This window comes from Chitinophaga sp., from assembly GCF_017745275.1.
Lineage (GTDB): Bacteria > Bacteroidota > Bacteroidia > Chitinophagales > Chitinophagaceae > Chitinophaga.
The window spans coordinates 314,165-339,860 of the sequence record NZ_JAGHZS010000001.1 but is presented as its reverse complement, the minus strand read 5'-3'; the positions used below and the strand labels follow the sequence as shown (position 1 = coordinate 339,860).

8 protein-coding genes are annotated in these 25,696 nt (G+C 48.5%); 4 read left to right on the top strand and 4 right to left on the bottom strand.

Annotated elements, in window-relative coordinates; translation table 11 throughout:
• Nucleotides 1-54: 54 nt before the first annotated feature.
• On the bottom strand, nt 55-1,365 hold the full coding sequence (locus J7623_RS01400) for a RagB/SusD family nutrient uptake outer membrane protein (protein ID WP_291916373.1): 1,311 nt from the start codon (nt 1,363-1,365) through the stop codon (nt 55-57).
• 10 nt (nt 1,366-1,375) lie between these two features.
• Complete coding sequence (locus tag J7623_RS01395; protein WP_291916371.1) at nt 1,376-4,285, bottom strand: SusC/RagA family TonB-linked outer membrane protein; 2,910 nt, start codon at nt 4,283-4,285, stop codon at nt 1,376-1,378.
• Between the two features lie 294 nt (nt 4,286-4,579).
• Between J7623_RS01395 and J7623_RS01390 the strand changes: the two genes are divergently transcribed.
• From J7623_RS01390 to J7623_RS01375, 4 genes are all read left to right on the top strand, one after another.
• The gene (locus J7623_RS01390) at nt 4,580-6,685 is read left to right on the top strand and encodes an alpha-L-fucosidase (RefSeq protein ID WP_291916369.1); all 2,106 of its coding nucleotides are present in this window, start codon (nt 4,580-4,582) and stop codon (nt 6,683-6,685) included.
• 393 nt (nt 6,686-7,078) lie between these two features.
• On the top strand, nt 7,079-20,359 hold the full coding sequence (locus J7623_RS01385) for a gliding motility-associated C-terminal domain-containing protein (RefSeq protein WP_291916367.1): 13,281 nt from the start codon (nt 7,079-7,081) through the stop codon (nt 20,357-20,359).
• Nucleotides 20,360-20,392: 33 nt separating this feature from the next.
• Nucleotides 20,393-21,412 carry a type IX secretion system membrane protein PorP/SprF gene (locus J7623_RS01380; RefSeq protein WP_291916366.1) on the top strand — a complete coding sequence of 340 codons (1,020 nt, stop codon included), beginning with the start codon at nt 20,393-20,395 and terminating at the stop codon, nt 21,410-21,412.
• Between the two features lie 32 nt (nt 21,413-21,444).
• The gene (locus J7623_RS01375) at nt 21,445-23,037 is read left to right on the top strand and encodes a hypothetical protein (RefSeq protein WP_291916364.1); all 1,593 of its coding nucleotides are present in this window, start codon (nt 21,445-21,447) and stop codon (nt 23,035-23,037) included.
• A gap of 114 nt (nt 23,038-23,151) precedes the next feature.
• Here the strand turns inward: J7623_RS01375 and J7623_RS01370 are convergent, their stop codons facing one another.
• Both J7623_RS01370 and J7623_RS01365 read right to left on the bottom strand, forming a co-directional pair.
• Nucleotides 23,152-24,147 (bottom strand): hypothetical protein, encoded by a 996-nt coding sequence (locus J7623_RS01370; RefSeq protein ID WP_291916362.1) that lies wholly within the window; start codon nt 24,145-24,147, stop codon nt 23,152-23,154.
• A 57-nt stretch (nt 24,148-24,204) separates the two neighbouring features.
• Entirely contained in the window at nt 24,205-25,683 is a 1,479-nt protein-coding gene (locus J7623_RS01365; RefSeq protein WP_291916360.1) for a RagB/SusD family nutrient uptake outer membrane protein, read from the bottom strand.
• Nucleotides 25,684-25,696 lie beyond the last annotated feature (13 nt).

The window sequence follows — 25,696 nt, the reverse complement described above, 5'->3', positions numbered from 1 at the left end:
AAAAAGGCATTAAGTCTTTCCCTTAATGCCTTTTCCCTAACATATTAATTTCACTTATTGCTGCACATCCTGCGCTGGTAGCGGCAACTGTTGCCACACATGATCCTTCGGCCGGTCATTTGGCAACGTATTCAAGCGGTTATACCGGCGCATATCAATAAACCGATGCCCTTCTCCAAACAGTGAAAACCTGCGCTGCACCAGCATTTCATCCAGCAGTTTCTCTTTTGTATCTAAATCATGTCTTGCCGTCAGCCCATGAGCGGTACGGATATGATTGAGTGCATCCGCTGCTTCTGTGAGGTGATTGGTTTGCAAACTGGCTTCTGCATAAATCAGTATCAGCTCTTCATTGCGTATAATCGGAACCGGGCTGGTTTCCTTTGGATACAAGGCAAAGTCCCTATCGGAAGTAAGTTTATCCTTGGTGATAGGTGCTGATCTTAGGGATGTTTTATTAATACGGTTATCTGCCGGATCTATATCCTGCGCAAAGGAGGATTGTACAAATCTTATTTCGGCGATACCATCTGGCAGGGTAACGAGGTCATTGACCAGATCACCACTGGCGGCGGCATATATGTGATACACTCCGGTATTCAGATCAGCGCCTTCTCCCTTGTTCATAAAGGATGCCTGCAGGAAGCCCAGCGCATCTGTCCATTTCTGGCGATAAACAGCTACACGGGCCGCCAGCGCACGATTAAATTTCCGGAAACCGGCAACATCACTAAAGCCATCAAAGCCGGGCGAGAGTTGAAACAGAAAATCAGCATTTGACATAGCAGTATTCGCATCCTCCAACATTTGAGCAATGGCAGTATAGGCGGCATCTTTCGTTAAAAAAGGTCCCAGCTTATCAGGATCTGCTACATCTGTACGGATCCCATTTTCATACGTCAGGTTCAGGCATATCAGCAGCTGGTACGCCATAATGGTTTTGGCAAAAGCAATATAGCCATTACGTTGTTTGTCGTTCGACAGGTAAACAGAGTTTTTTACACCGGTCAGTAACAGGTTGGCATTTTTTACCACGTTGTAACGATATAGCCAATAGTTGAAGCAATAGTAAGAACTTGGATTCAGGGAAAAGTCTTCTTTCCCCACCAGGTCCTTTGTCCACCTGGGTTCTGAACCGGAAAAGCGATAGTATTCCCGCCCGAATATGCTTAAGATATCTATCTGTAGAGATAACTCCTGCCGCATACCACCTTCGCAGCCGGTGACCAGGTTGTTTAAATCGGCAATGGTGGGATTCTTTATCACCTGATCAATCGTAGGGGCGTTGGGGTTAGGTATCGGTTCGTTTTTACAACCCGTGAGCAGTAAGCCCGTGAGTACGAGTAATGAAAATATACGTTGCATAAATATTTTTTTAGAAATCAAGTGATAAATGAAACTGCAGGCGTTTGGAAGATGGAAAAGGCGCTAAGTCTATCCCTGATCCGAAACCGGTACCGAAGTTGGAAACCTCCGGATCATATCCTTTGTATGGAGTCCAGGTAAAGTAGTTATTGGCGGAAATACCTATCTGCAGATTTCTCACCGGCTTGAAAACAGATTGTATCCTGATACGGTAGTACAAACCAAATTCACGAAGCCGGATATAACTGGCATCCTGTACATACATCCATGGGCTACGCTGACGTACTAATCCGATAGGTTGACCCTTTTCATTTTTATCGTTCCAGTCGTAGGAGGTACCTCCTCCATCGTTGGTGTTTTGAGTTAAGTTGACATTGGAATTACCATTTTTCCAGTGGAGCAGGAAACGCAAACTAAAATCTTTCAGGAAAGAAACTTCGTTGAAAAAACTCAGCTGGAACTTAGGTTCCATATCTCCGAATGTCACCAGCTTTTTGTTAACATCCGTGGCCTTTATTTGTGTGATGGATTGTCCTTCTTCTATATAGCTGGTGCCATAAGCGGTACCAAATCCATTGCCCTGATCAAAAGCTGGTACATCCAATTTTAATACTTTGGAACGGTTCATCCAGAAGTTAAGGTTGGAGGTCCATTGTATAGATCGATTGCTCACCGGAATCATTCTTAATCCCAGTTCTATCCCCCTGTTGCGGACATTGGCGCCATTGATCCATCGTGTGGAAAATCCGGTGGAACCGGGTACACGGGCGGCCATCAGGAGATCTTTGATGATTTTATTATAAAAGGTGGCTTCCAGTCCAATTCGGCCATTCAGAAAACTAACGTCTACACCACCTTCCAATTCTGTTTGCCGTTCAGATTTGATGTTGCCATCACCCATAGTAATGCTGATGAGAGAACCTGGTAGTCCGCCAATATTATTTATAGGTAAAGTGGTAAAGCGGCTGTTGAAAGATGGGAATCCGCTACTTTCACCATAGGCTACACGCAGTTTCAGGTCGTTCAGTATACTATTGTCCCAATTGCCCATCCGGGTGAGGTTCCAGGATGCGTTGGCTTTCGGATAGATATTGTATTTTTTGTAATCCCCGTTATTGGTAGATTTATCGAACCGTACGCCCGCGGTGAAATTCAGGTAATCTTTAATGGCTATTTCTTCCTGTAAAAAAATACCATCATTACGGAAAAGGTAACGGGTTTGTGTGGCCCGCACAGAAGCAGCCTGTGATTCACTGGATTGTCCGCCAATCAGGTTAGTACCTACGTTGATCAGTTGATCAAACGAACCATATTCATGGGTTAATCCTGCAGAAGACGTAAACGTCATAGATTGATTGGGCGTAAGTGTATTCACCAGGAAGGCAGACCAGTTGGTATTCAGGTCACTTGAATTGCCCTGCACATTGTGCCCGCCTGTTCCCCTGGCAATTTCAAAGTAGAGGATAGGAGGAAATAATGCCTGTGTTTTTTGATGATAGAAATCTACCCCTGCTCTTATAATTCCTTTCGTAACAGAGCTGGAAGACTCCTGTAAAACAACATCTGCATTTACACCCGTGATCACCCGGTTTACTTTCTCATTGTTTGTCATCAGTGCAATGGTCTGTAATGGGTTGGCGCCTCGGAAAGGGTTTGGATAAATGCCCTTGGCATCGGGATGTAACTCATCATAAGGAGTGATATAGGACAGGTTGATCCCCAGGGATACACTCTGATTGTCATTATTTGTTAACCCTCTGTCGGAGGAAGAATTGACATAGTTAGAAGTAAGGCCAAGGTTAATTCTGTCGTTTACACGATGATTGATATTCAGTCGCAGACTATTGTTGGAATAACCAGTGCGTTTGATGATACCATCTTCTTTTTTCATGCCGGCGGAAAACAGGAACGTGGTTTTGTCTGATCCTCCACTTACATTGATGCTGGTATTCCTGGTGGTTCCCCGGTTGCCATACATTTCTTTTTCGTAGTTGTACAGCTTACCACTTTTTTGTGCGGCGTCGTAACGTATTGCGTCCCATCCCCGTTCACTTACCGATGCGGTATCTAATGTTTTCATTCCCAACAGATGCGAGGCGGTAACAAAGCCATAGTCCTGCGAAATGTTGAGCCTTGTTTTACCTGCCTTTCCTCTTTTGGTGGTAATAATCACCACCCCTGCAGATGCCTGTGATCCGTAAATCGCAGAAGCAGAAGCCCCTTTCAGAATCTCCACATTTTCAATATCCGCCGGGTTGATATCTGCAATCCTGGAAGTGGCATTATCCTGTGTGGAAGTGGGGAATCCACCGCCCTGCGCACTGGTAACGGCATTCAGACCCGCAGAGATACTACGGTTACTGACAATTACACCGTCAATAACATATAACGGCTGCGTGGTACCATACACGGAAGATACCCCCCGCAGCTTCACCGAAATACCACCACCCGGTGCACCGGAGTTGGCAACGATATTAGCGCCGGTAATTTTACCACTCAGCGCAGCATCAAAAGTCTGCGCCGGCGCCGTCCCCGACAACTCTTTGGCGGATACCACCGCCACCGCATTAGCCGCATTTCTTCGTTTAACGGTGGTGGCCAAACCTGTCACCACAATTTCATCGAGGCGCGCTACATCCTCTTCCAGCGCCACCGTGACAGGGGTAGCGCCTGGCTTAAACGTTTTGGTTTTATACCCGGTGAAATTAACAACGAGTACAAGATCCGATGGCCCGGCAATACTAAATTGCCCGTCGGCGTTTGTAACAGTTCCTTTCCGGGAATGTTGTATCATGACGCTGGCGCCGGGCAGCGGCGCTCCTTTGGCGTCTGTGATCCTGCCTGTGTAAGTATTTTGCCCTTGGGAAAAGAGCGGCAGTAACAGGTACAGGGTACATAGCAATGCTAGTAGTTTTCTCATAAACATAAAACTTATTTTGACATTTCAGGTAGACGATTGAGGTTGTTGATATTGTTGTATAAATGGCATGGCATTGGTCGATCATTCCTTTGTCCAGGGGCTATAAGCATAAATGTAGCACGCAACCTTTTATCCGTTACACTCCTCCGGATGAACTGCTTTTTTTAATGATCAGAATGAGAAAATTGGTAACTGAAATGAGAACTGCCGGAAATGAAAAATGAACCGGTACATTAATTTTATTATGTTTATGCGGGCGTCTCTTCACCCGGATGTTTAAAACAGTTTGCTACAATGAAAAAAACAGGTTTTTTTATAGGATTGCTGGCGTTGTCGGCCAACCTTTTCGGCCAGTCGGCGCCAAAGCCTTATGGCGCCTTGCCTACAGCCGCTCAATTGAAATGGCATGAAATGGAAATGTATTGCCTGATCCATTTCGGCGCCAATACCTACCTCGATCATGAATGGGGATACGGTGATGAAGATCCCAATCTCGTGAATCCCGTACAATTCGATGCCCGCCAGATTGTAGGCGCCGCCAAAGCCGGCGGGTTTAAAGGCGTGATCGTGGTAGCCAAGCACCACGACGGTTTATGCCTCTGGCCTTCCAAAACAACTACCCACAACATCTCCCAAAGCAAATGGAAAAATGGCAAGGGAGATATCCTGAAAGAATACCAGCTGGCCTGTGAACAACTGGGCATGAAGCTGGGCGTATATTGCTCCCCGTGGGACCGGAATAACCCGGAATACGGGAAGCCTACCTACCTGGATATTTACCGCCGCCAGCTTAAAGAACTGTATAGCAATTACGGCCCCCTGTTCACCTCCTGGCACGACGGTGCCAATGGCGGCAGCGGATACTATGGCGGCGCCAATGAAACCCGTAGTATTGATCGTACTACGTACTACGACTGGGACTCTACCTGGAATATTACCCGTACCATGCAGCCTGATGCCGTTATTTTCGGCGATGTAGGCCCGGGTAGCCGCTGGCTGGGAAATGAAGAAGGAAAAACCAGCACCACCTGCTGGGCCACCTATACACCTGAAGCTCCGGAAGAAGGCCGCCGCCCCGCTAACGGCTATGTGAAATCTGAGCTGGGGATTGAAGGTACCCGTCATGGTAAATACTGGCTGCCCGCTGAATGCGATGTGCCTATCCGCCCGGGATGGTTTTATCATACCTCCCAAAATCCGCAGGTAAAAACTCCTTCTGAACTACTGGACCTTTATTTCGAAACAGTAGGCCGCGGTGCCTCACTGGACCTGGGACTATCACCTGATCAACGCGGACTACTTAACGATATCGATGTGGCTTCCCTGAAAGGCCTGGGCGATCTGCTGCGCAAAACCTTCGCCGTCAACCTGGCGAAGCAGGCTACCGTCACCGCCAGCAATATAAGAGGGAATAACAGCACAGAATATGGACCGCAACAGGTACTGGATGCAGATCGTTATTCCTATTGGGCTACCGATGATGAGGTAACCACTGCCAGCTTAACCCTCGATTTGCACGGCGCTAAAACATTCAACATTATCCGCATCCGGGAAAATATAAAGTTAGGTCAGCGCATTGACTCGGTAGGTGTGGACATCATGAAGAACGGCTCCTGGACTTCCATCGGCGGCGCTACCAGCATAGGTGCCAATCGCTTGATACGCCTCGATAAAAATGTTACAACGGATAAAATCAGGATACGTGTATATGCGCCCGTTAGCATTACCGTGAGCGACATCGGGTTGTATAAAGAACCACCGCACATTAAAGCGCCGATGATAAAAAGGGAAAAGTCGGGCATGGTCACCATCTATTCGGAACAATCCACAGCGCCCATTTACTATACCCTGGATGGCAGCGAGCCTACCTTGAAGTCGCCGGTATATAAGCACCCTTTTAGCTTTGCGGATGGTGGTACCATCAAAGCCAGGAGCGCCAGTAAGGCATTGATGGGCGATATTAAAACCCGGATCTATGGCATTGGTAAAAAAGGCTGGAAGGTGATTGAAGCGCCACTCAACAGTCACGCGGATAATGTAATTGATGAAGATGAACACACCGACTGGAATACCCTGACACCCGGACTGGCCGGGAAAATCCCGGTGGATGTAGCCATTGATATGGGGGCAACACATTTGATCAAGGCCTTTACCTACCTGCCACGGCAGGATAAACAAGACGAAGGGCTGATTGGTAAATATGCGTTTTATATCAGCCAGGATGGCCGTAACTGGGAGAAAGCCCGTGCCGGCGATTTCCATAATATAGAAGCTAACCCGGTGCAGCAACTGGTGATCCTGGATCATCCGGTGAAAGCAAGATATTTTAAATTCTCCGCACTACACATCAATGAAGGTGATGGGGTAGCGGTGGCAGAGCTTGGAATTATTACCCGGTAAGAGAAGCAGAAAGCATAAAGCATAAAGCATAAAGCTATTGTAGCGTGTGGTCAAAGCGTATAATTATTCGCTGTGTTCACACGCTACAATAGCTTTATGCTTTATGCTTTCTGCTTTCTGCTCTTTTTATTAAACTTTCTGCTCTTTTTATTGTTGATAATTCCAAAAAAGGTACTGATGCTGAGGTGAATGTATGCAGAGGCTATAGTATCCGTTGATTCCAATTGAAAACGTAATAAATTTTTACAGCGAAAATTCTCTGGGTAACTGCGTGTAGTCTGACACGTGAGGGACTCGTTTTGCCTGATTGTCAGAATGCTGGTTGATCCCCGGACAGTATTGAATGAGCTGGAATTGTTTTGTCTGTGATATACCCACCAAATCGTGATCCTTATGGTCAGTAAGTTTACCGTATCCTCATTTACTTCGAAATGGCAACGGCAATTGGCCGCTATAGATTCCGTTATACGAATGAACTATGGGCGCCTGCTTGTTATTTTTTTTCTTTTTTTGTCAGTTAACCCTGCCAACGCACAGCAATGTAATGGATCCTTAGGTGACCCGGTGTTTAAGGAAACTTTCGGACAAGCGCCTTCTGCTACCAAACCCACCCTGGGAGGCCCTTTACCTGCCGGTATTACTACTTATACTTATTATAGTCCCGGCGTGGGTGGTCGTCCCACCGGCCCCTATCCCGGGCAATACACCATCAGCAATACTACCAGGGGATATAACAATACCTATTTCGTTGACCGCCCCGATCATACTACTACAAATGGTACCGGTTATTGTATGGTGGTAGATGCGGAAGCCAAACCCGGACAATTCTACCAGAGAACGATTACAGGTCTTTGCGCGGGAACGACCTTTGAATTTTCCGCCTGGATCATGAATATAAATCCTCAGAATGGTGTATCTCAACCCAGTCTGCGGTTCGATATCCTGGACGCCAATAACCCCAATGGGGCACCAATTACTTCTGTGTCTACCGGCACCGTACCTTTTCAGAGTCCGGGTACCTGGGTACGCCAGGCTGGTGTGTTCCAGATGCCGTCTACCACCAACGCTGTTATTTTAAGGATCATCAGTAATACGCCCAGCAGCAATGGTAATGACCTCGCGTTAGATGATATTGCCTTCGCCGCCTGTGGCCCGCCAATTACCTTTTTACAGGCGCCTGGCGTGGTTTGCGCCGGAGGAAATACTAGTCTGAGTGTAAGCTTACCGGCAGGTAGTTATTCTACTTACTTTTTCCAGTTACAGAAACGTCCGTTAGGTACCACCGACTGGAATAATGAAGGTAGTATTATAAATAACGGGGCCACAAATCAGTATACATTTCCGGTGACCAATGCGCAGGCCGGATTTGAATATCGCGTAGTGGCGGCTGGTGGCAGTGCAGAAATTAATAACCTGAATTGCCGGGTAGTTTCCAATCCTATCGAATTAAAAGTAATCGACTATACCGTGGCCATTACCGGCCAGCAACCTATTTGCTATAATACTGCCACACAACTTTCCGCAGTAGTTACCCCCAAAGCCGGTACGGGTACGCCCACTACCGGGTATATTTACCAATGGGAAACCAGCGCCAATGGTACTACCGGCTGGACAATAGTGCCAGGCCAGGTCACCGCTACGCTCAATACAGGTGCTCTCACTGCTACCCGCTATTATCGTGTAACGGCCACTGTGAACGGTTGTCAGGGGGATGGTGTGTCCCGTCCATTTGTAGTAAATGTGACACCAAATATTACCGCTACGTTGAGTGCCGTAGCTAACGTATGCCAGGGCAGCCTGGTGATGTCGTTGCCTTATACCATTAACTCCGGCAGTGCGGATAGATACAGCGTGACCAGTAGTGATATGCCGGGTTTTGTAGCAGTGAATAATGCAAGTTTGTCCGGATCTCCATTGGCGATTGCTATTCCTGGTAATGCACCTGCAGGCACCTATCATTTTAATATCACTTTCTCCAATAGCACTTCGGGATGTAATTCAGTAGCTTATCCGTTTACATTAGTCATAGATGCTCCTTCCTCCATTGCATCAGCCGGCACCAACCAGGAATTGTGTGCTGTAACCAGTGCCACTCTGGGCGGCAATATTGCCGTCAATGGAACGGGTACCTGGTCGCAGATCAATGGTCCTAACACCGTGGTATTTGCCAATATCAATGATCCTTCTACCACTGTTAGCGGGCTGGTACCTGGTACCTATATCTTCAACTGGCGCATAGCGAATGGTACCTGTGCAGCCAGTAATAGCAGGGTGCAGGTAGTTGTTGACCAGGCGCCTACTGTAGCCAATGCCGGGCCGGATCAGCTTCAATTTAACTCCGGCGTGTTTACAATGGCTGCTAACACCCCGGCGGTGGGTACCGGCAAATGGACAATAGTAAGTGGTACTGCCAACATTGTCAATACCAGCGATCCACATACCATTGTCACTATTGCAGCAAATACCACCGCTACACTGGCATGGACTATCACCAATGGTAATTGCCCGCCATCTGAAGACCAGGTAGTGATTACCTATACCCATCAGCCAGATATCAGGATTAATAAAATGGTGCTCAACTCTGGACCTTACCTGGCCGGACAAGACCTGACCTACCAGGTAGTAGTGTCTAATGCAGGACGGAGTGATGCTGCCAGCGTAACTGTAAAAGACGCGATCCCGGCTGATTTCGTAGCTACCAACATTACTTATACTACTTCCGGTACTGCGCAGATATTGACCAACAGTTCTACGAATACCCAAATAGATCTGACCGCAAAAATTCCGGCATCCAGTTCTGTGATCTTCACGATCGAAGGAAATATTAAATCTTCTTTTGAAGGAGACCTGACCAATACAGCTACTGCTACTTCTCCGGATATTGCAGATCCTGCAGGTATCAGCAGTATGGTGACTATACCAGTGGCCCGGCAGCCATTCTTCTCCGCAGTGAAAACAGCGCCAGCTTCAACTGTGGCTGGTGAACAATTACAGTTTAATATTACGGTAGATAATACAGGCCTCGGTGATGCTGTAGGCGCCGTTATTACAGACGTTATTTCTTCCAAACTCACCAACGTTAGCTGGACAGCATTTGCTACAGGTGGGGTGGTAATTACAGGCGGCGCAACCGGCACGGGCAACAACATACGCGTAGTGGCCAATATGCCTGGAGGCACCGAAGATACCGGTAAAGTGTATATTACCGTTACAGGTACGGTAGATGCCGCCGCTACCGGTACTATCATTAATGTGGCTACTGTAACACCTTCCGAACCTGCCGGTAATGCAGTAAACTCCAACACCACCAATACCCTGATCACCAGTTCTCCCGGATTGCTGGTGAATAAGGAAAGAACCAGTTCAGTAATCGCCATCGCAGGACAACGTATTGACTATGTACTCACGCTGGTGAATAACGGACCTAGTAACGCGGTAGGTACTGTCATCACAGATACAGTACCTGCTATGATTCAAAATGTTACCTGGACTACCACCATCCAGGGCTCCGCCGCTGTTACTGCCGGTGCTTCCGGTTCAGGCAACATGATTCGGGTAACGGGGAACATACCCGCCGGAGGCACAAATCGTATATTGGTGAAAGTTAGTGGTACGGTGAGCCCGGATTACGCGGGTACTATTCTCAACCGGGTAACCGCCACACCAGCAGAACCAGGTGTACCACCGGTAAGCGACGACGATATTGCCACTGTTGAAAAGAATGTGAAATTTGATATTACCAAAGATGGCCCTGCAACAGGCGTGGCGGGTGAGCCTATCACCTATACGGTAGATGTAAAGAACGATGGCCCGTCTAATGCTACCAATACGGAAATCAGGGATATCGTATCTTCTTCACTGGTGAACGTTAGCTGGAATGCCACTGTGGTAAGTGGTACCGCTGTTATTAAATCCGGCGCCACCGGTAATGTGAACAGCGTAGATGTAATTGCAGACATGAACGCAGGATCTACGATCCGCATCATTATTACCGGCACCATCTTACCAGCTACTGTTAATCCAATTAAAAACACAGCACAGGTAATACCCGTAGAACCCAATACGCCACCGGTAACTTCCAATGAAATCATTACAGAAATAACACAACGGTCTGCGCTGGCAATTACCAAATCTGGTCCGGATACCGCCAGCGCCGGTAATACCATTACCTATATTATCAATGCCTCCAATAATGGTCCAAGCATTGCGCGGAATGTAGTAATTACAGATATAGTACCTGCCACTCTTCAGGGCGTCACCTGGGCGGCTGTGGTGCATGGTAACGCGGTAATTCATGGCACACCGGGAGGAACGGGTAATAATATTTCATTGAGCGCAGACATTGGTGTGGGCGCCGCCAACTATATAGCCATCACCGTAAAAGGCACCATTGATCCGGCCTTCTCCGGACAAATCAATAACAAGGCGGTGATCACACCGGCGCCAGGTACCGGCACTGCTGATTCTGCGGTGAAAATAACTACCGTTAACCGGTTGCCAAAATTGGCCATTACCAAAACGGCAGTAGACTTCATGGTGGCAGGTGACAGTCTTACCTTCACCATCCAGGTCACTAACCTGAGCACTTCCAACGCACAGAACCTGGTGGTGACCGACGTGATACCTCCTTCATTAAGCGGTGTACATTGGAGCGCTACTGCCGCGGGCGCAGCTACTATCAGTGGCGCCAGCTCCGGTACCGGTAACAATATTAGTCTTACTGGCTCTATTCCTGCCGGCAGTGGTAACATGCTCACCATTACCGTAACAGGTAAAACAGATCCTTCACTGGATGGATTCATTAATAACATTGCTACCGCTACGCCGTCAGAAAGTGTACCACCGGTAAGTGCTAATAAAACAGTCAGGGTAAGAAGGATCCCTAAGCTGACCATCAGTAAATCCGGCCCGGCTACATTGAATGCAGGTGAAGAAATTGTGTACACCATTGCGGTGAACAACATCGGGCCGTCCGATGCACAAAACCTGGTAATCGATGATATAGTTCCGGCGATGGTGCAAAATGTTACCTGGACCACGGCTACCACTGGTGCAGCTACTATTACAAGAGGAGCTGTTGGCACCGGAAGTGATGTAAATCTCGCCGCAGATATTCCAGGCGGGGGAAATAATGGTATCCTCATTTTTGTCAAGGGAACAGTGGATCCTTCGTTTAGTGGTACGTTCTCGAATTCGGCAGTATATCAGCCATCAGAACCTGGCGCTACTCCAGGCAGTTCCAACGTGGTGGTAACAACGGTGAGTCAACAGCCGAACGTAAAAATAATTAAGTCAGGTCCTGCAAAAGCCAATGCTGGTGATGTGATTACTTACAACCTGCGGGTCACTAACCTGGGACCATCCAACTCCATGAATACAGTGATCACGGACCAGTTGCCGGCATTGCTGCGTAATGTTAGCTGGACTGCCGTTGCCAGCGGTGGTGCTGTTATCAACACGGGTGCTACCGGTACCGGTAATGCGCTGTCTGTAGAAGCAGATGTTCCTGCTAAAACAGGTGTGGTAAATATTTCTATTACAGCTACGATTCCGCCTTCCACACCGGCGGGCAGTATGCAGAACTTTGCGGTAGCCACTCCTTCAGCACCTGGTATTCCTCCGGTGAACTCTGATACAGTGGTGACTACGATCCAACAGAAATCAGCGTTACTGATCACCAAAATTGGTCCTTCTACTGCGCGGGCAGGAGAGACTATCAATTACGGAATAAAAGTAGTGAATACAGGACCTAGTGATGCTATAGGCGTAGTGATTGCGGATACGATTCCGGCGGCTGTGGATAATCCATCCTGGGGCGCTACTACAGGCGGCGGCGCGGTGATTACTTCCGGCGCGGGCGGCACGGGTAATCTGTTGCAGATCATCGCTAATATTCCTGCAGGTGAAACCAATTATATCAATGTACAGGTTGATGGTACTATCAATGGAGATTTCACGGGAACCCTCGTCAATAAAGCACAGGCGGCCATTCCAGGCAATCCTCCTGTTACCTCTGCTGCTACTACACAGGTCACCAGGCAGGCAGTATTGCAGGTACGCAAATCAGGTCCGGCTAACGCTGCTGCAGGCAGTCCTATTCAATATACAGTAGAAGTATCTAACAACGGGCCTTCCAACGCCACCAATGTCACCATTAAAGATGCTATACCTGTGGGTATTGTGAATGCTACCTGGGTGGCTACCGGCATGAATGGCGCGGTAATTACCAGCGGTAATACCGGTACCGGCAATATTCAGTTGCAAGCCAATATACCTGCTACTTCGCTGGCTGCTGTTCACATCATTGTAAAGGGACAGGTTGATCCCGGCTTTACCGGTGTTACCATTACCAATACCGCTATTGCATTGAATGACCCATCTATCACGCCTGTGGGAGATACCGCTACCGTAGTGACATCCACTTACCGCCAGGCGAACCTGGGCATCGTGAAGAGTGGTCCAGCTAACGGCGCCGCTGGTGAGCCCATGCAATATACACTGCTGATCCGCAACCAGGGCCCATCCAATGCGATTGGCTTACGGGTGCAGGATGCGCTGCCTCCGGGATTACTCAATGCCACCTGGACCACCAGCAGCACCGGTAATGTACAGAACATTTCGCCGGCATCAGGTAATGGTAATGTAGATCTTACTGCAGACATTCCTGCTGATTCCAGCACCTTGCTGGTCACCATCAATGGCATTGTATCGCCTGCACTGGTGAATGGCACCACATTGAATAATACAGCCACTGTTGGATTCCCGGTGGGCAGCAACATTGTAGATCCTAATCTCGCAGACAATACCAGCACGGTAGCTACCGTGATAGATAATGATCCGATCGTAAGAATCGGTAAAACCGGTCCGGCTATTACACATGTGCTGGATCCTATTACCTACCGGATTGTAGTGAGCAACGGTGGCTCCGGTAATATTACCAACGCCTTGATAAACGATATGGTGCCAGGTGCCGTTACAGTTACCTCCTGGACCGCTACTGCTACCGGTACTGCTACGGTTACCGGCGCCGCTTCCGGTAACACCAATAACATCAGCACTACCGGTGATATTCCTGTGGGTGCTAATAATACCATCGTAATAGTGATCCAGGGTACAGTGAATAATACCGCTGGCAACACCATTACCAATACCGCAACTGTAACAGCCGGCGCTAATAAACAAAGTTCTGTTACCACTTCTGTAGATCGTTCACTGGATGTAAGTATCATCAAGAACGGTCCTCAGCAGGTATTGGCAGGAGAGCCAATTACGTATACCCTCCAAATATTTAATGCAGGGCCACAACGTGCCAATAACCTGGTGATTACTGATGTGCTGCCAGCTGCCATCACTAATGTCACCTGGACCGCCATCGCCACCGGTGATGCATCGGTACTCGACAGTGTAAGAATAGATAGTAGTGGAAATATTGAGCTGCCTGCCCAGCTGGGTCCGGGTGCAGCCAATTTCATTACCATCACTATCCGGGGCACTGTAAGTGGCAACACTACAGCCGGCACCATTACCAACACCGCTACTGCAATAGCGACGGGTGTTACCGACTACAACCCGTCTAATAATACCAGCAGCGTTACCACTACGGTAGGCGTAGCTACCGGCGTACAGGTACATAAGAGCGGGCCATCACAGGCTGTTGGCGGTAATGCCATCACCTACAATATCATCGTGACCAACAGCGGTCCTTCAGATGCTACCGGTGTTAATATCGTTGACCTGGTACCTGCTGCCGTGACCAACGTAAGCTGGCAGGCAGCCGTGAATGGTAGCGCTACAGTTACAGGACCATTCTCCGGTACAGGCAATAGTATCAGCACTACTGCTACTATACCCGGCGGTGTGGGCAATAATATTACGATTGCTGTTACCGGAACGGTGGATAACGACTTTGCCGGCACTATCCTGAATAAAGTAAACGTAAGCGGTACAGGCATCCCTGCTGTGAGTGATTCTGTCAATACGGTTGTTACCAGGGAAACCGGATTGCAACTCCGCAAAGATGGCCCGGTTACCATTACTGCCGGTGATAAAGTTACCTACGTTATCACCCTGGGTAATACCGGTCCGGGATACGCCCGCAATATGCAGGTAACAGATACCATTGATGCCCGCATACAACAACCTACATGGACGACCCAAACTACCAATGGCGCAGTGGTCAACAGTGGCGCCAGTGGCAGTGGTGCATTGCTGGCCGTTAACGCCGATATTCCACCTGCCGCCAACGCGTTGGTGACTATAACTGTAACGGGTACACTGTCGGCAGGTGCCAGCGGTACGCTTAGCAATACCGCTACAGTTACACCACCGGATTCAACCTACCCACCTGTGGTAACACCGCCGGTGATCACACCAATTGAGCAGCACCCGATGCTGGCGATTACGAAGAACGGACCTGGTTCATTGCATGCAGGTGAAATGATTCATTACACGCTGCAGGTGAGCAACAATGGTATCAGTGATGCTACCAATGCACAGATCACCGACCAGGTGCCTGCTACCATCAGCCAGGTACAATGGAGTGTACAAAATATTACCGGCGGAGCCGTGGTAACCGCCGGCAACAGCGGTACCGGTAACCAGGTTCAGGTAACTGCCAATATGCCTGCAGGCGCCACTATATTGGTACAGGTAACAGGTAAAGTAGATTCCTCCTTTGCCGGTACTATTACCAACACAGGTATTGTGATACCAGCAGAACCAGGCAATACACCGGATAGCAGCGGAATACAAACACAGGTAACATTGCAGCCATCTGTGAATATCACGAAGAGCGGTCCTGCTACTTTGCAATCCGGAGAAAATATCAGCTATACTATTGTTGCCACCAACAACGGTCCTAGTACAGCGGTAAATGCAGACATACATGATGCCGTACCTACCGCCATCAAGCAAGTAACATGGACAGCTACTGCAGCTGGTAAAGCCACTATCAATGGCACTTCCAGCGGTAGTGGTAACGTTGTGGATCTGTTGGCCAGCATTCCACCCGGAGCAGGCAACAGCATCACCATACAGGTAAATGGTACCGTAGACCCGGCATTCCGTGATACGCTGAAAAATAAGGCGATTATCACACCAGCAGAACCTGGTGCGTTGCCAGATACTTCTGAGCTTGTACAGACGGTGGTAACAGGTAACCCTATACTGTCTATTACTAAAGCCGGTCCTGCTACCGCAATAGCTGGTCAAAACATCAGTTATACCATTACGGTGAGCAACAGCGGTAAGAGTGATGCGGTGAACCTCGCTATCACGGATACCGTACCAGCGTCTATCGTGGATGTACAATGGCAGGCGGTGGCAGAGGGTGTGGCTACTATCAATGGGGTTGCATCCGGCAACGGTAACAGTATTAACCTGCATGGCAATATTGCTGCAGGCAATGCCAATACCATCGTGATTACCGTTACAGGCAGAGTACTGCCAGCTACTACTGGTACCATTGTGAATACCGCAACGGTAACGCCTGCGGAACCAGGTGCTGCATCTGCTCAATCCAGTGCCAGCACTACGTTGAATATAGTCTCACTGCTCAATATCAGTAAAACCGGTCCGGCAATAATGACCAGGGGAGAAGAAGCTACTTATGTGATCAATGTCATCAACCCGGGTCCAAGCAAAGCTACCAACGTAGATATCACGGATATCATTCCGGCAGTGCTCACGAATGTAACGTGGACGGCTACACCGGTACGTACAGCACTCATCACAGCCGGCGCCACCGGCACTGGTAATAATGTAAAAGTTACTGCCGATATCCCGGCTATAGATACCAGCGGCATTATGATCGTGGTACACGGCATCGTTGCACAAAATGCACCGGCAGGTACGGTGACCAACATCGCACATGCAGTGATCAGCAACCAGGGCGGAAAAGACTTCCCATCTATGCCGGTCATCAGCAAAATTGTCAGCGCCGCAGATCTGAGTATTGTTAAAACGGGTCCATCATCAGTGTATGAGGGCAGCCAGGTAACCTATGTGTTAACCGTGAATAACCAGAACGGGCCATCTGATGCAAACGGTGCTACCGTGAGCGATATGCTGCCAGCCGGATTCACCAATGCGGCTATCAGCGTACAAAGCAGCAGCGGCGGTGCAGGCAATATCCAAACCAGCATCACCGGTAATACGGCCACGGCTACACTGGGAACGTTCCCGGTAGGCGCACAGGTAGTATTACAAATTACCGGGATCGCCACTACGCCAGGCACGCTGAGTAATGTGGCGGTTGTAAACACGCCAACCGGTATGCCGGATACAGACAGCAGCAACAATACCAGCACGACCGTTGTCACCACGGTGCAGGAAAAATCCGCGCTGAAAATAGTGAAAGCAGTGACACCTGCCACCGGTCCATATGAAGTAGGACAAACCATAACATATACCATTACGGCCACCAACAACGGCACTGTAGCCGTGAACCCTGTGGTCACCAACGACCAGTTGCCGGTGGATACATTAGTAAGTGATCCAACCTATAATGCTCCTCCAAGAGGTACCGTTAACTATAACGCTACCCAACGCATCCTGCAATGGAACATTGGTTTGCTCAACGCCGGGGAAACACTGAGCTGGGATTACCAGGTAACCATCAAAGGACCTGGTAGTGTTCAAAACGCCGTGGTGATCACCGGTCCACCAGATGTAAGTACGCCGGATACATCAGTCGTAATTATTCCGGTGCCGAAAAATACAGACCTGAAGATTACAAAAACTGGTACAGATACCGTGTTTGAAGGTAGTAAAGTAACGTACTTACTCACTGTGGATAACGCGGGCCCATTAGCAGCAAATGGTGCTACGGTGAATGATGTATTGCCAGCCGGGTTAACACAAACCGCTATCAGTGTACAAAGCAGCAGCGGCGGTGCAGGCAATATTCAAAGCAGCATCACCGGTAATACAGCCACGGCTACACTGGGAACGTTCCCGGTAGGTGCACAGGTAGTATTACAAATTACCGGTACCGCAACAACGCCAGGTACACTCAGCAATGTGGCGGTAGTGAATACCCCTGCGGGATTACCGGATAAGGACAGCAGCAATAACACCAGCAGCACGGTAGTAACAACGGTACAAGCCAAGGCCGCATTGAAAGTAGTGAAAGCGGTATCGCCAGTAACAGGTCCTTACGAAATAGGACAAACACTGACATATACCATCACCGCTACCAATACCGGTACCACTGTTGTAAACCCGGTGGTGACCACTGATCAGTTGCCGGCAGACACACTGGTAAGTGATCCAACTTACAATGCGCCACCAAAAGGCAGTGTGAACTATAATGCAGCTCAACGCATCCTGCAATGGACTATTGGTGCACTCAATGGTGGAGAAACCACCAGCTGGAGCTACCAGGTGACCATCAAAGGCCCTGGCAATGTTCAAAACAGCGTGGTGATCACCGGTCCACCGGATGTAAGTACGCCGGATACATCTGTCGTAATTATTCCGGTGCCGAAAAATACAGACCTGAAGATTACAAAAACCGGTACAGATACCGTGTTTGAAGGCGGTAAAGTAACATATGTACTCACTGTTGATAACGCGGGTCCATTAGCAGCAAATGGTGCTACGGTGAATGATGTATTACCAGCCGGGTTAACACAAACCGCTATTAGTGTACAAACCAGCAGCGGCGGTGCGGGCAACATTCAAAGCAGCATCACCGGTAATACGGCCACGGCTACATTGGGAACGTTCCCGGTAGGCGCACAGGTAGTATTACAAATTACCGGTACCGCAACAACGCCAGGTACACTCAGCAATGTGGCTGTGGTGAATACACCTGCTGGATTACCGGATAAAGACAGCAGCAACAACACCAGCAGCACGGTAGTAACAACGGTACAGGCGAAATCAGCACTGAAGATTGTGAAAGCGGTATCGCCGGCTACAGGTCCATATAACGTAGGACAAACACTCACCTATACCATCACCGCTACCAATACCGGCACTACCGTAGTGGATCCGGTGGTAGCTACCGATCAGTTGCCAGCGGCTACACTGGTAAGTGATCCAACTTACAGTGCGCCACCAAAAGGCAGCGTCAATTACAATGCTACCCAACGTATCCTGCAATGGAATATTGGCGCACTCAATGGTGGAGAAACCACCAGTTGGAGCTACCAGGTGACCATCAAAGGACCAGGTAGTGTTCAAAACGCTGTGGTGATCACCGGTCCACCAGATGTAAGTACACCTGATACATCTATCGTAATAGTTCCGGTAGAAAAAAATACAGACCTGAAAATTACTAAAGCCGGTCCTGCCACCGTGTTTGAAGGCGGTAAAGTAACGTACGTACTCACTGTGGATAACGCCGGCCCATTGGCCGCAGATGGTGCCACCGTGAATGATGTATTACCAGCCGGGTTAACACAAACTGCTATCAGCGTACAAACCAGCAGCGGCGGCGCGGGCAACATTCAAAGCAGCATCACCGGTAATACGGCCACGGCTACACTGGGAACGTTCCCGGCAGGCGCACAGGTAGTATTACAAATTACCGGTAACGCGCCGGCATCAGGTACACTCAGCAATGTGGCGGTAGTAAATACGCCTGCAGGATTACCGGATATAGATAGCAGTAACAATACCAGCAGCACGGTAGTTACTACCATAGAAGGCAAGTCGGCGCTCAAAGTGGTGAAAACCATCTCACCGGCAACAGGCCCGTATAGTGTAGGTCAACAGCTCACCTATACCATTACCGCTACCAATACCGGTACCGCTGCGGTGAATCCGGTGATCACCACTGACCAATTGCCGGCAGCCAGCCTGGTGAGTGATCCAACTTACAACGCACCACCAAAAGGCAGCGTTACCTACGATAGCAGACAACGTATCCTGCAATGGAACATCGGTGCGGTGAATGGCGGAGAAACCGTGGTATGGAGCTACCAGGTAACCATCCTGGCGGCAGGCAAGGTAGAAAACACCGTGGTGATTACCGGTCCGCCGGATGTAAGTACACCTGATACATCTACCGTAATTATTAATACAGACCGTTATGCAAACCTCAAGGTGTTGAAAAAACAAACTACACCGGAACCATTGAGTGTAAACCAGATATTGCAGTTTGAAGTAACAGCCATCAACAACGGACCAGATGTAGCTACCGGTGTAGTGGTGAAAGATGTACTGGAAAGTATGGTAGGACAACCACTTACCATTACTACCAGCAAGGGACTCGCCACTTTTGATCCGATTACCAAAACCATCACCTGGCAACTGCCGGATATGGCATCAGGTACACAGGAAACACTCACGTTTACGGCTAAACTGATCAGCGGCGGTACGCTCAGTAATACCGCTACCATCCGTGGTAACGAAACGGATCTGGACCTCTCTGATAACACAGTTACCATCACGCAACCGGTGAATGGCGATGACATCTTCATCCCGAATATAGTAACACCGAACGGTGATGGTAAGAACGATCACTTCGTGATACCGGGACTGGATCGTTATCCGGGATCGTCGCTGATGATTTACAACCGTTGGGGTAACCAGGTATATCAGAATAAGAACTATGATAACAAGTGGGATGGCAACGGACTCAATGAAGGTACTTACTACTATATACTGAAATTACGTACAGCGCAGGGAGAAAGAAATTACAAAGGATGGATAGAGCTGCTGCGATAATAATCACCTACAGAAATTTTAAAGGAATTTAGTATGAGCATAAGCGCGAAATCAAGTGTATTGTTGATGTTAATGTTATCCGCTGGTATCTTGAAACCGGCGCTGACACAGGCTCAGCAAAACTTACAGTTCAGTCAGTATATTTTTAATATGCTGAGCGTGAATCCTGCTTACGCAGGGTATAAAGAAGATCTCTATGCAAATGCGATCTATCGCAAGCAATGGGTCAATTTCCCCGGTGGACCACAAACCGGCGGCATATCAGTGGATGGCGCCCTCAATGCCTCCAAAGATAACCGTGTAGGATTGGGCATGCAGGTAATGTATGATAAGCTGGGACCACAGGATGCCACCTCTATTTATGGGATGTATTCCTACCGGATACCCCTAAACGAAGATGGAGATAAACGACTGTGTCTCGGTGTAGGCGCTGGCGTTACCCAATACGCCATTGATGGAAAAGCACTGCAGTACAATGATGAGAACGACCCTTCCATTCCTTTGGGAAGGGCCTCTACCTGGGTGCCGGATGCCCGCTTCGGGGTTTACTATTACACTTCGAAGTTTTATGTGGGCGCTTCCGTGATGGACCTCTTCTCACTGTATACAGACGCTTCCCGGTACTACTGGAAAGGGTATCAGTATAAAACCATCCGTAAAACACAGCACCTCTACGTAAATGCCGGGATGATGTTTGACTTTTCAGAAAATGTAAAGTTCAAGCCTTCTATTCTCTTAAAAGAAGATTTCAAAGGGCCGACCAACGTAGACCTCACCGCCTTATTACTGCTGGCAGATCGTCTCTGGGTAGGCGGCTCCTATAGAACAGGGGTGAAGTTGTGGAGTAAACCGGCGCTGGAAAGTGACCTGGAGCAACTGGATGCTGCCAGTATACTGGTACAATTCAACATCAATCAACAATTCAGAATAGGATATGCATATGATCTGACCATCAATAAAATGGCCTCTTTCCAGAGTGGATCGCATGAAATATCCCTTGGCTTTTTATTCCCTGGAAAAAAAGCCAGGATCATCAGTCCAAGGTATTTTTAATCATCGCCAGGCTATCCTTTTAAACAAGTACTATGAAAAAATATGTTGGAATAATTTTACTACTACTATCAGCATCTTGTTTATCGGCACAGGAGCAGTTGTCGTTAGACAAACAGGCCGCTATTTATTATACCAAATACGATTTTGCCAAAGCAGCATCTTTGTATGAGCGGATAGCCGCCAAACGGAAGGAGAAAACAGCTACGCTGGTCCTGGAGCGACTGGCCAGCTCGTACCGGGAAATGAACCAGTATGCGGCATCGGCCGGTTGGTACGAAAAGTTGCTTGCCCGCCCCGATGCTGCTGCGGATGCCCGTTTGTACTATGGCGATATGCTGATGAGTCTCGGTAAATATCCTGAAGCCAAAGCCGCCTACACCCAGTATGCACAAACACTACCGCAGCAGGAAGCTGTGAAGAACCGCCTCGCCGGTTGTGATGCAGCTCCCGGCTGGATAGCGTCACCTACGCCCGTTTTTATTAGTAATGTAGCAAGATTGAATACTTCAAAATCCGATTGGGGCGCTACATATTATCCCAATGGTATCGTATTTACTTCAGATACTTTATACCGGAATCAACTGGAAAACGGCAGCCATTTTAACCGCAATAAATATGGCCGTACCAACCGCGATTATTATGGTTTGTATGTGGGAGATACCGCTAACTACGGTAGCGTATATATCAAAGACTTTTCCCCGTCTTTCAACTGGTCACGTTACCACGTAGGCCCGGCGGCATTCGACAAAGATTATCGTACGGCTTATGTAACCATGACTTACCCGCAGCGGCGTATTCCCGGCGTAAAAGAGCACCGGGTGACGTACGGCTATCGCCGGTTGGAGCTGTTCTCCTCCGAAAAAGATAAAGATGGTAAATGGGGCAAACCGGTACCGTTTCCTTACAACAAAGCCGATCAGTATTCGGTTGGCCACGCTGCACTCAGCAACGATGGCAACACCCTGTACTTCGCCAGCGACATGCCCGGCGGCGTAGGTGGTACAGATATCTGGTATAGTGAAAAACAAGGCGATGGTAAATGGGGCACACCCATCAATTGCGGCCCTGCCATTAACAGCCCCGGAGATGAGGAATTCCCCACCATTGCGCCGGATGGCAGTTTGTTTTTTTCCAGCAAAGGCTGGACAGGCATGGGTGGTTTCGATATCTTCCATGCCACCGGTAGCAAAGCACAATGGAGTACACCGGAAAATTTGCGCTATCCCACTAACTCACCCACCGATGATTTTTACTTCGTAACCGGCAGCAATGGTACTACTTACCTTTCGTCGAATCGCCCTGGCGGTAAAGGCAGCGATGACATCTACAGTATTACTACACCTGAAACATATACGCTGAAGAAAATTACGCCAGGCCTGGTAATTCCATTCACCGGCGTCGTTTGTCCACCATTGGGTGATGCTTGTATCTACATCTATAACAAACAGCGCGAAATCGGTTGGTGCTTCGTAGGTGCACCCGGAAGAGAAATCAATATGATGCTGGAAAAAGATACCGACTACGAAATCAGGGTGACTTACCCGAATGGCCGTCAACAGCGAATGGAGTTTAATACAAGAGGAATGACGGAAGGACAGCCGTTGAAGAAAGATATTTGTTTTTAGCAGAAAGCTGAAAGCAGAAAGCAAAAAGCTATTGAAGCAATTGATCGTAGCGTATAACCTTACGCGTTAATCACTCGCTTCAATAGCTTTTTGCTTTCTGCTTTTTGCTTTCTGCTACTTATAGCATGCCCCTAATTCATTTAGCGTACTGTTGATGTTTGCATTGTAGGAGCTTAGCGACCATATATCACCTGTAGTGATATTGGCGATATAAAGGTCATACGCGCCCACGGTGCCGTTGCGGGTACTGGAGATGATCACGTAGTCTGTACCGCAGGGATACGCATCAGAATAGTCTGCATTGCTGTTGTTGAAAGGTAACCTTGTACGGGTGTTGTTACCGAAGTAACCCATGTATACCTGGTCGTGTTGATTGCCGCTGCTATACCACCTGGAATACAGGAAGGTGTTGGCATCGCGGGTAATGGGGTAGTACTCCTGTACATTGGCTGTATTGGCCAGCGCTGTTTTACCCGTACCATCAATATTTATTTTGTAGATGTCTGATCCGCTGCCGGCGCCTTGCGCAAAGATTAAACCGGTGGCGTCATCCGTGTAATAGGGCATGCCTTCTTCAATGGAAGGAGTGTTGGTCACGTTGTTGGTAACGTTGCCATTCAGCTCCATGATACGGAGATTACCATCCTGTTTGAAGGTAATGCGATAACCGTTGGGAGAGAATTTCGGATCTTCATCGCGCAGGCCGTTGCCCGCCGTGAGGTTGGTGGGTGCGCTGCTGCTGCCTACATCCCAGGTGTAAATGTCCCAGTCACCAGAGCCTTTGGGTTGCCCCATGAAAACTATTTTGGTAGCGTCCGGGTTGAAGTGTGCATTCATTGGGTAGTCGATATTCCAGTTTTGATTGAGCCACGTGAGCTGGTTAGTGGCGAAGTTGTACAGGAACATTTTTGTATCTGCGCAACCGTAGCAATCGTAACGGTGGAATAATAATTTGCCGCTGAGTGTGGGTTTGGTAGCCGCAGGCACCGCTGTGTCGGGATGGGCGACTATAGGCGTAGTAGTGTTGTCGGCGACTGCCTTATCATTTTTAGAGCAGGCGCAGGAGAGCAGGATGCAGACAAAGCTGCAACTGAGCGATAGCAGTTTCATATGATAAAGATTAAGTGGTGAAAAGAGCGGGTGTACATTTCATACACCCGCCGTTAATTAGTAGCCTTTGTTTTGCGTGAGTTTCGGGTTACGGTTCATTTCACTTTGTGGAATCGGTAACAGGCGCTTGTCGTCCGTAATACCGTAATTAACCAACACCTGGGAATTGCTGTTGCACGATAATCTATATTCTTTCAGGTTACCCATAACAGTGGTGAGTTTATTCAAACGCACCAGGTCGTACCAGCGCTGACCTTCAAAGGCCAGTTCCAGGCGGCGTTCTTTCAGGATAGCATCCCGTAATACTTCTTTGGAAGCCAGGGGAACAGGTGGGAGGTTCACGCGTTTACGAATCTGGTTATTCACGATGTTCAACGCCTCCGCAGGTTGACCAATTTCATTGAGTGCTTCTGCTTTCAGTAGCAGGATATCGCCTAAGCGAAGCAGGGAAATATGATCACCGCTGGCCCAGCCATTGGCATGTTTCCATTTATAGGTAAATGGAATGGAGCCTTCGCTGGCGCAGGGCTTCCAGTATTGATCGGACCAGGAAGCATTATCAAACAGGATGTTGGCATTTTTGCGGATCTCATCGCCTTCGTCGTCATACGCTTTTACGAGATCTTTGGAAGGGGTGCCATATTTACGCCAGTCGTCGCCGGTGAGGGAGGGTGGCAGGAACATTTGCGGGCCCCAGTTGGCTTGTGGTGTGCTTTGAATAAACTGTACCTGCAGAATTACTTCTGAGTTCAGATAGTTAGCGCCATCAAACAGCGTAGCGTAAGACGGCGTCAGTTCATAACCGGTTACAGCATTGCAGTAGCTGATTACTTTATTGTAGTCGCGGTCTGGCATCTGGGCGTATACTTTTGCCAGCAGGGCATTCACAGCACCTTTGGTAGCCCTGGAAGTATTGAGTGATAATCCTTGCCCGTAGTCCGCTGGTAATACGAGGGCATCTTCCAGGTCTTTCACAATAGCGGCATATACTTCTTTTTCGGAAGAGCGGGGTACGTTGGCCTGCGCGGGTGCTACATCTCCGAAGGTAAATACCAGTGGCACCGGACCATACATTTTTACCAGTTCAAAATAGCAGTAGGCGCGGATAAACTTAGCTTCTGCCGTCAGGGTAGCTCTGCGGTTGTTGAGATCGAGTGCGGGATCTGTTACGCCTTTTATTTTTTCCAGTACCAGGTTGGCTTTGGAGATACCGTTATACAGCAGTTTCCAGTTGGCAAAAATACGGCTGTTCACCGTGGCAATTTTTAGATTATCGTACTGGTCAATTTCTGCGTCGTCGCCGCCGGAGTAGGCGTTGTCCGCACGTATATCTCCCAGTAATACATCATCCCAGATAAAATATTCTCCGAAGAAAGTGCTGTAGAGTCCTACCAGTGCAGCTTCCATGTCTTCGGCAGTTTGATAAGCGTTGCCGGTGGTAGCGCTGGATTCTGGCGCCAGGTCCAGGAATTTCTTACACCCGCTCATGCTGGTGAAAAGCGTTAATAACAGGAGAAAATATAGTTTGTTGCGCATAAAATCAGATTAG

Coding starts and splice junctions, on each gene's coding strand:
- J7623_RS01400 (WP_291916373.1), bottom strand. CDS start 1,365: ATGCAACGTATATTTTCATTACTCGTACTCACGGGCTTACTGCTCACG.
- J7623_RS01395 (WP_291916371.1), bottom strand. CDS start 4,285: ATGAGAAAACTACTAGCATTGCTATGTACCCTGTACCTGTTACTGCCG.
- J7623_RS01390 (WP_291916369.1), top strand. CDS start 4,580: ATGAAAAAAACAGGTTTTTTTATAGGATTGCTGGCGTTGTCGGCCAAC.
- J7623_RS01385 (WP_291916367.1), top strand. CDS start 7,079: ATGGTCAGTAAGTTTACCGTATCCTCATTTACTTCGAAATGGCAACGG.
- J7623_RS01380 (WP_291916366.1), top strand. CDS start 20,393: ATGAGCATAAGCGCGAAATCAAGTGTATTGTTGATGTTAATGTTATCC.
- J7623_RS01375 (WP_291916364.1), top strand. CDS start 21,445: ATGAAAAAATATGTTGGAATAATTTTACTACTACTATCAGCATCTTGT.
- J7623_RS01370 (WP_291916362.1), bottom strand. CDS start 24,147: ATGAAACTGCTATCGCTCAGTTGCAGCTTTGTCTGCATCCTGCTCTCC.
- J7623_RS01365 (WP_291916360.1), bottom strand. CDS start 25,683: ATGCGCAACAAACTATATTTTCTCCTGTTATTAACGCTTTTCACCAGC.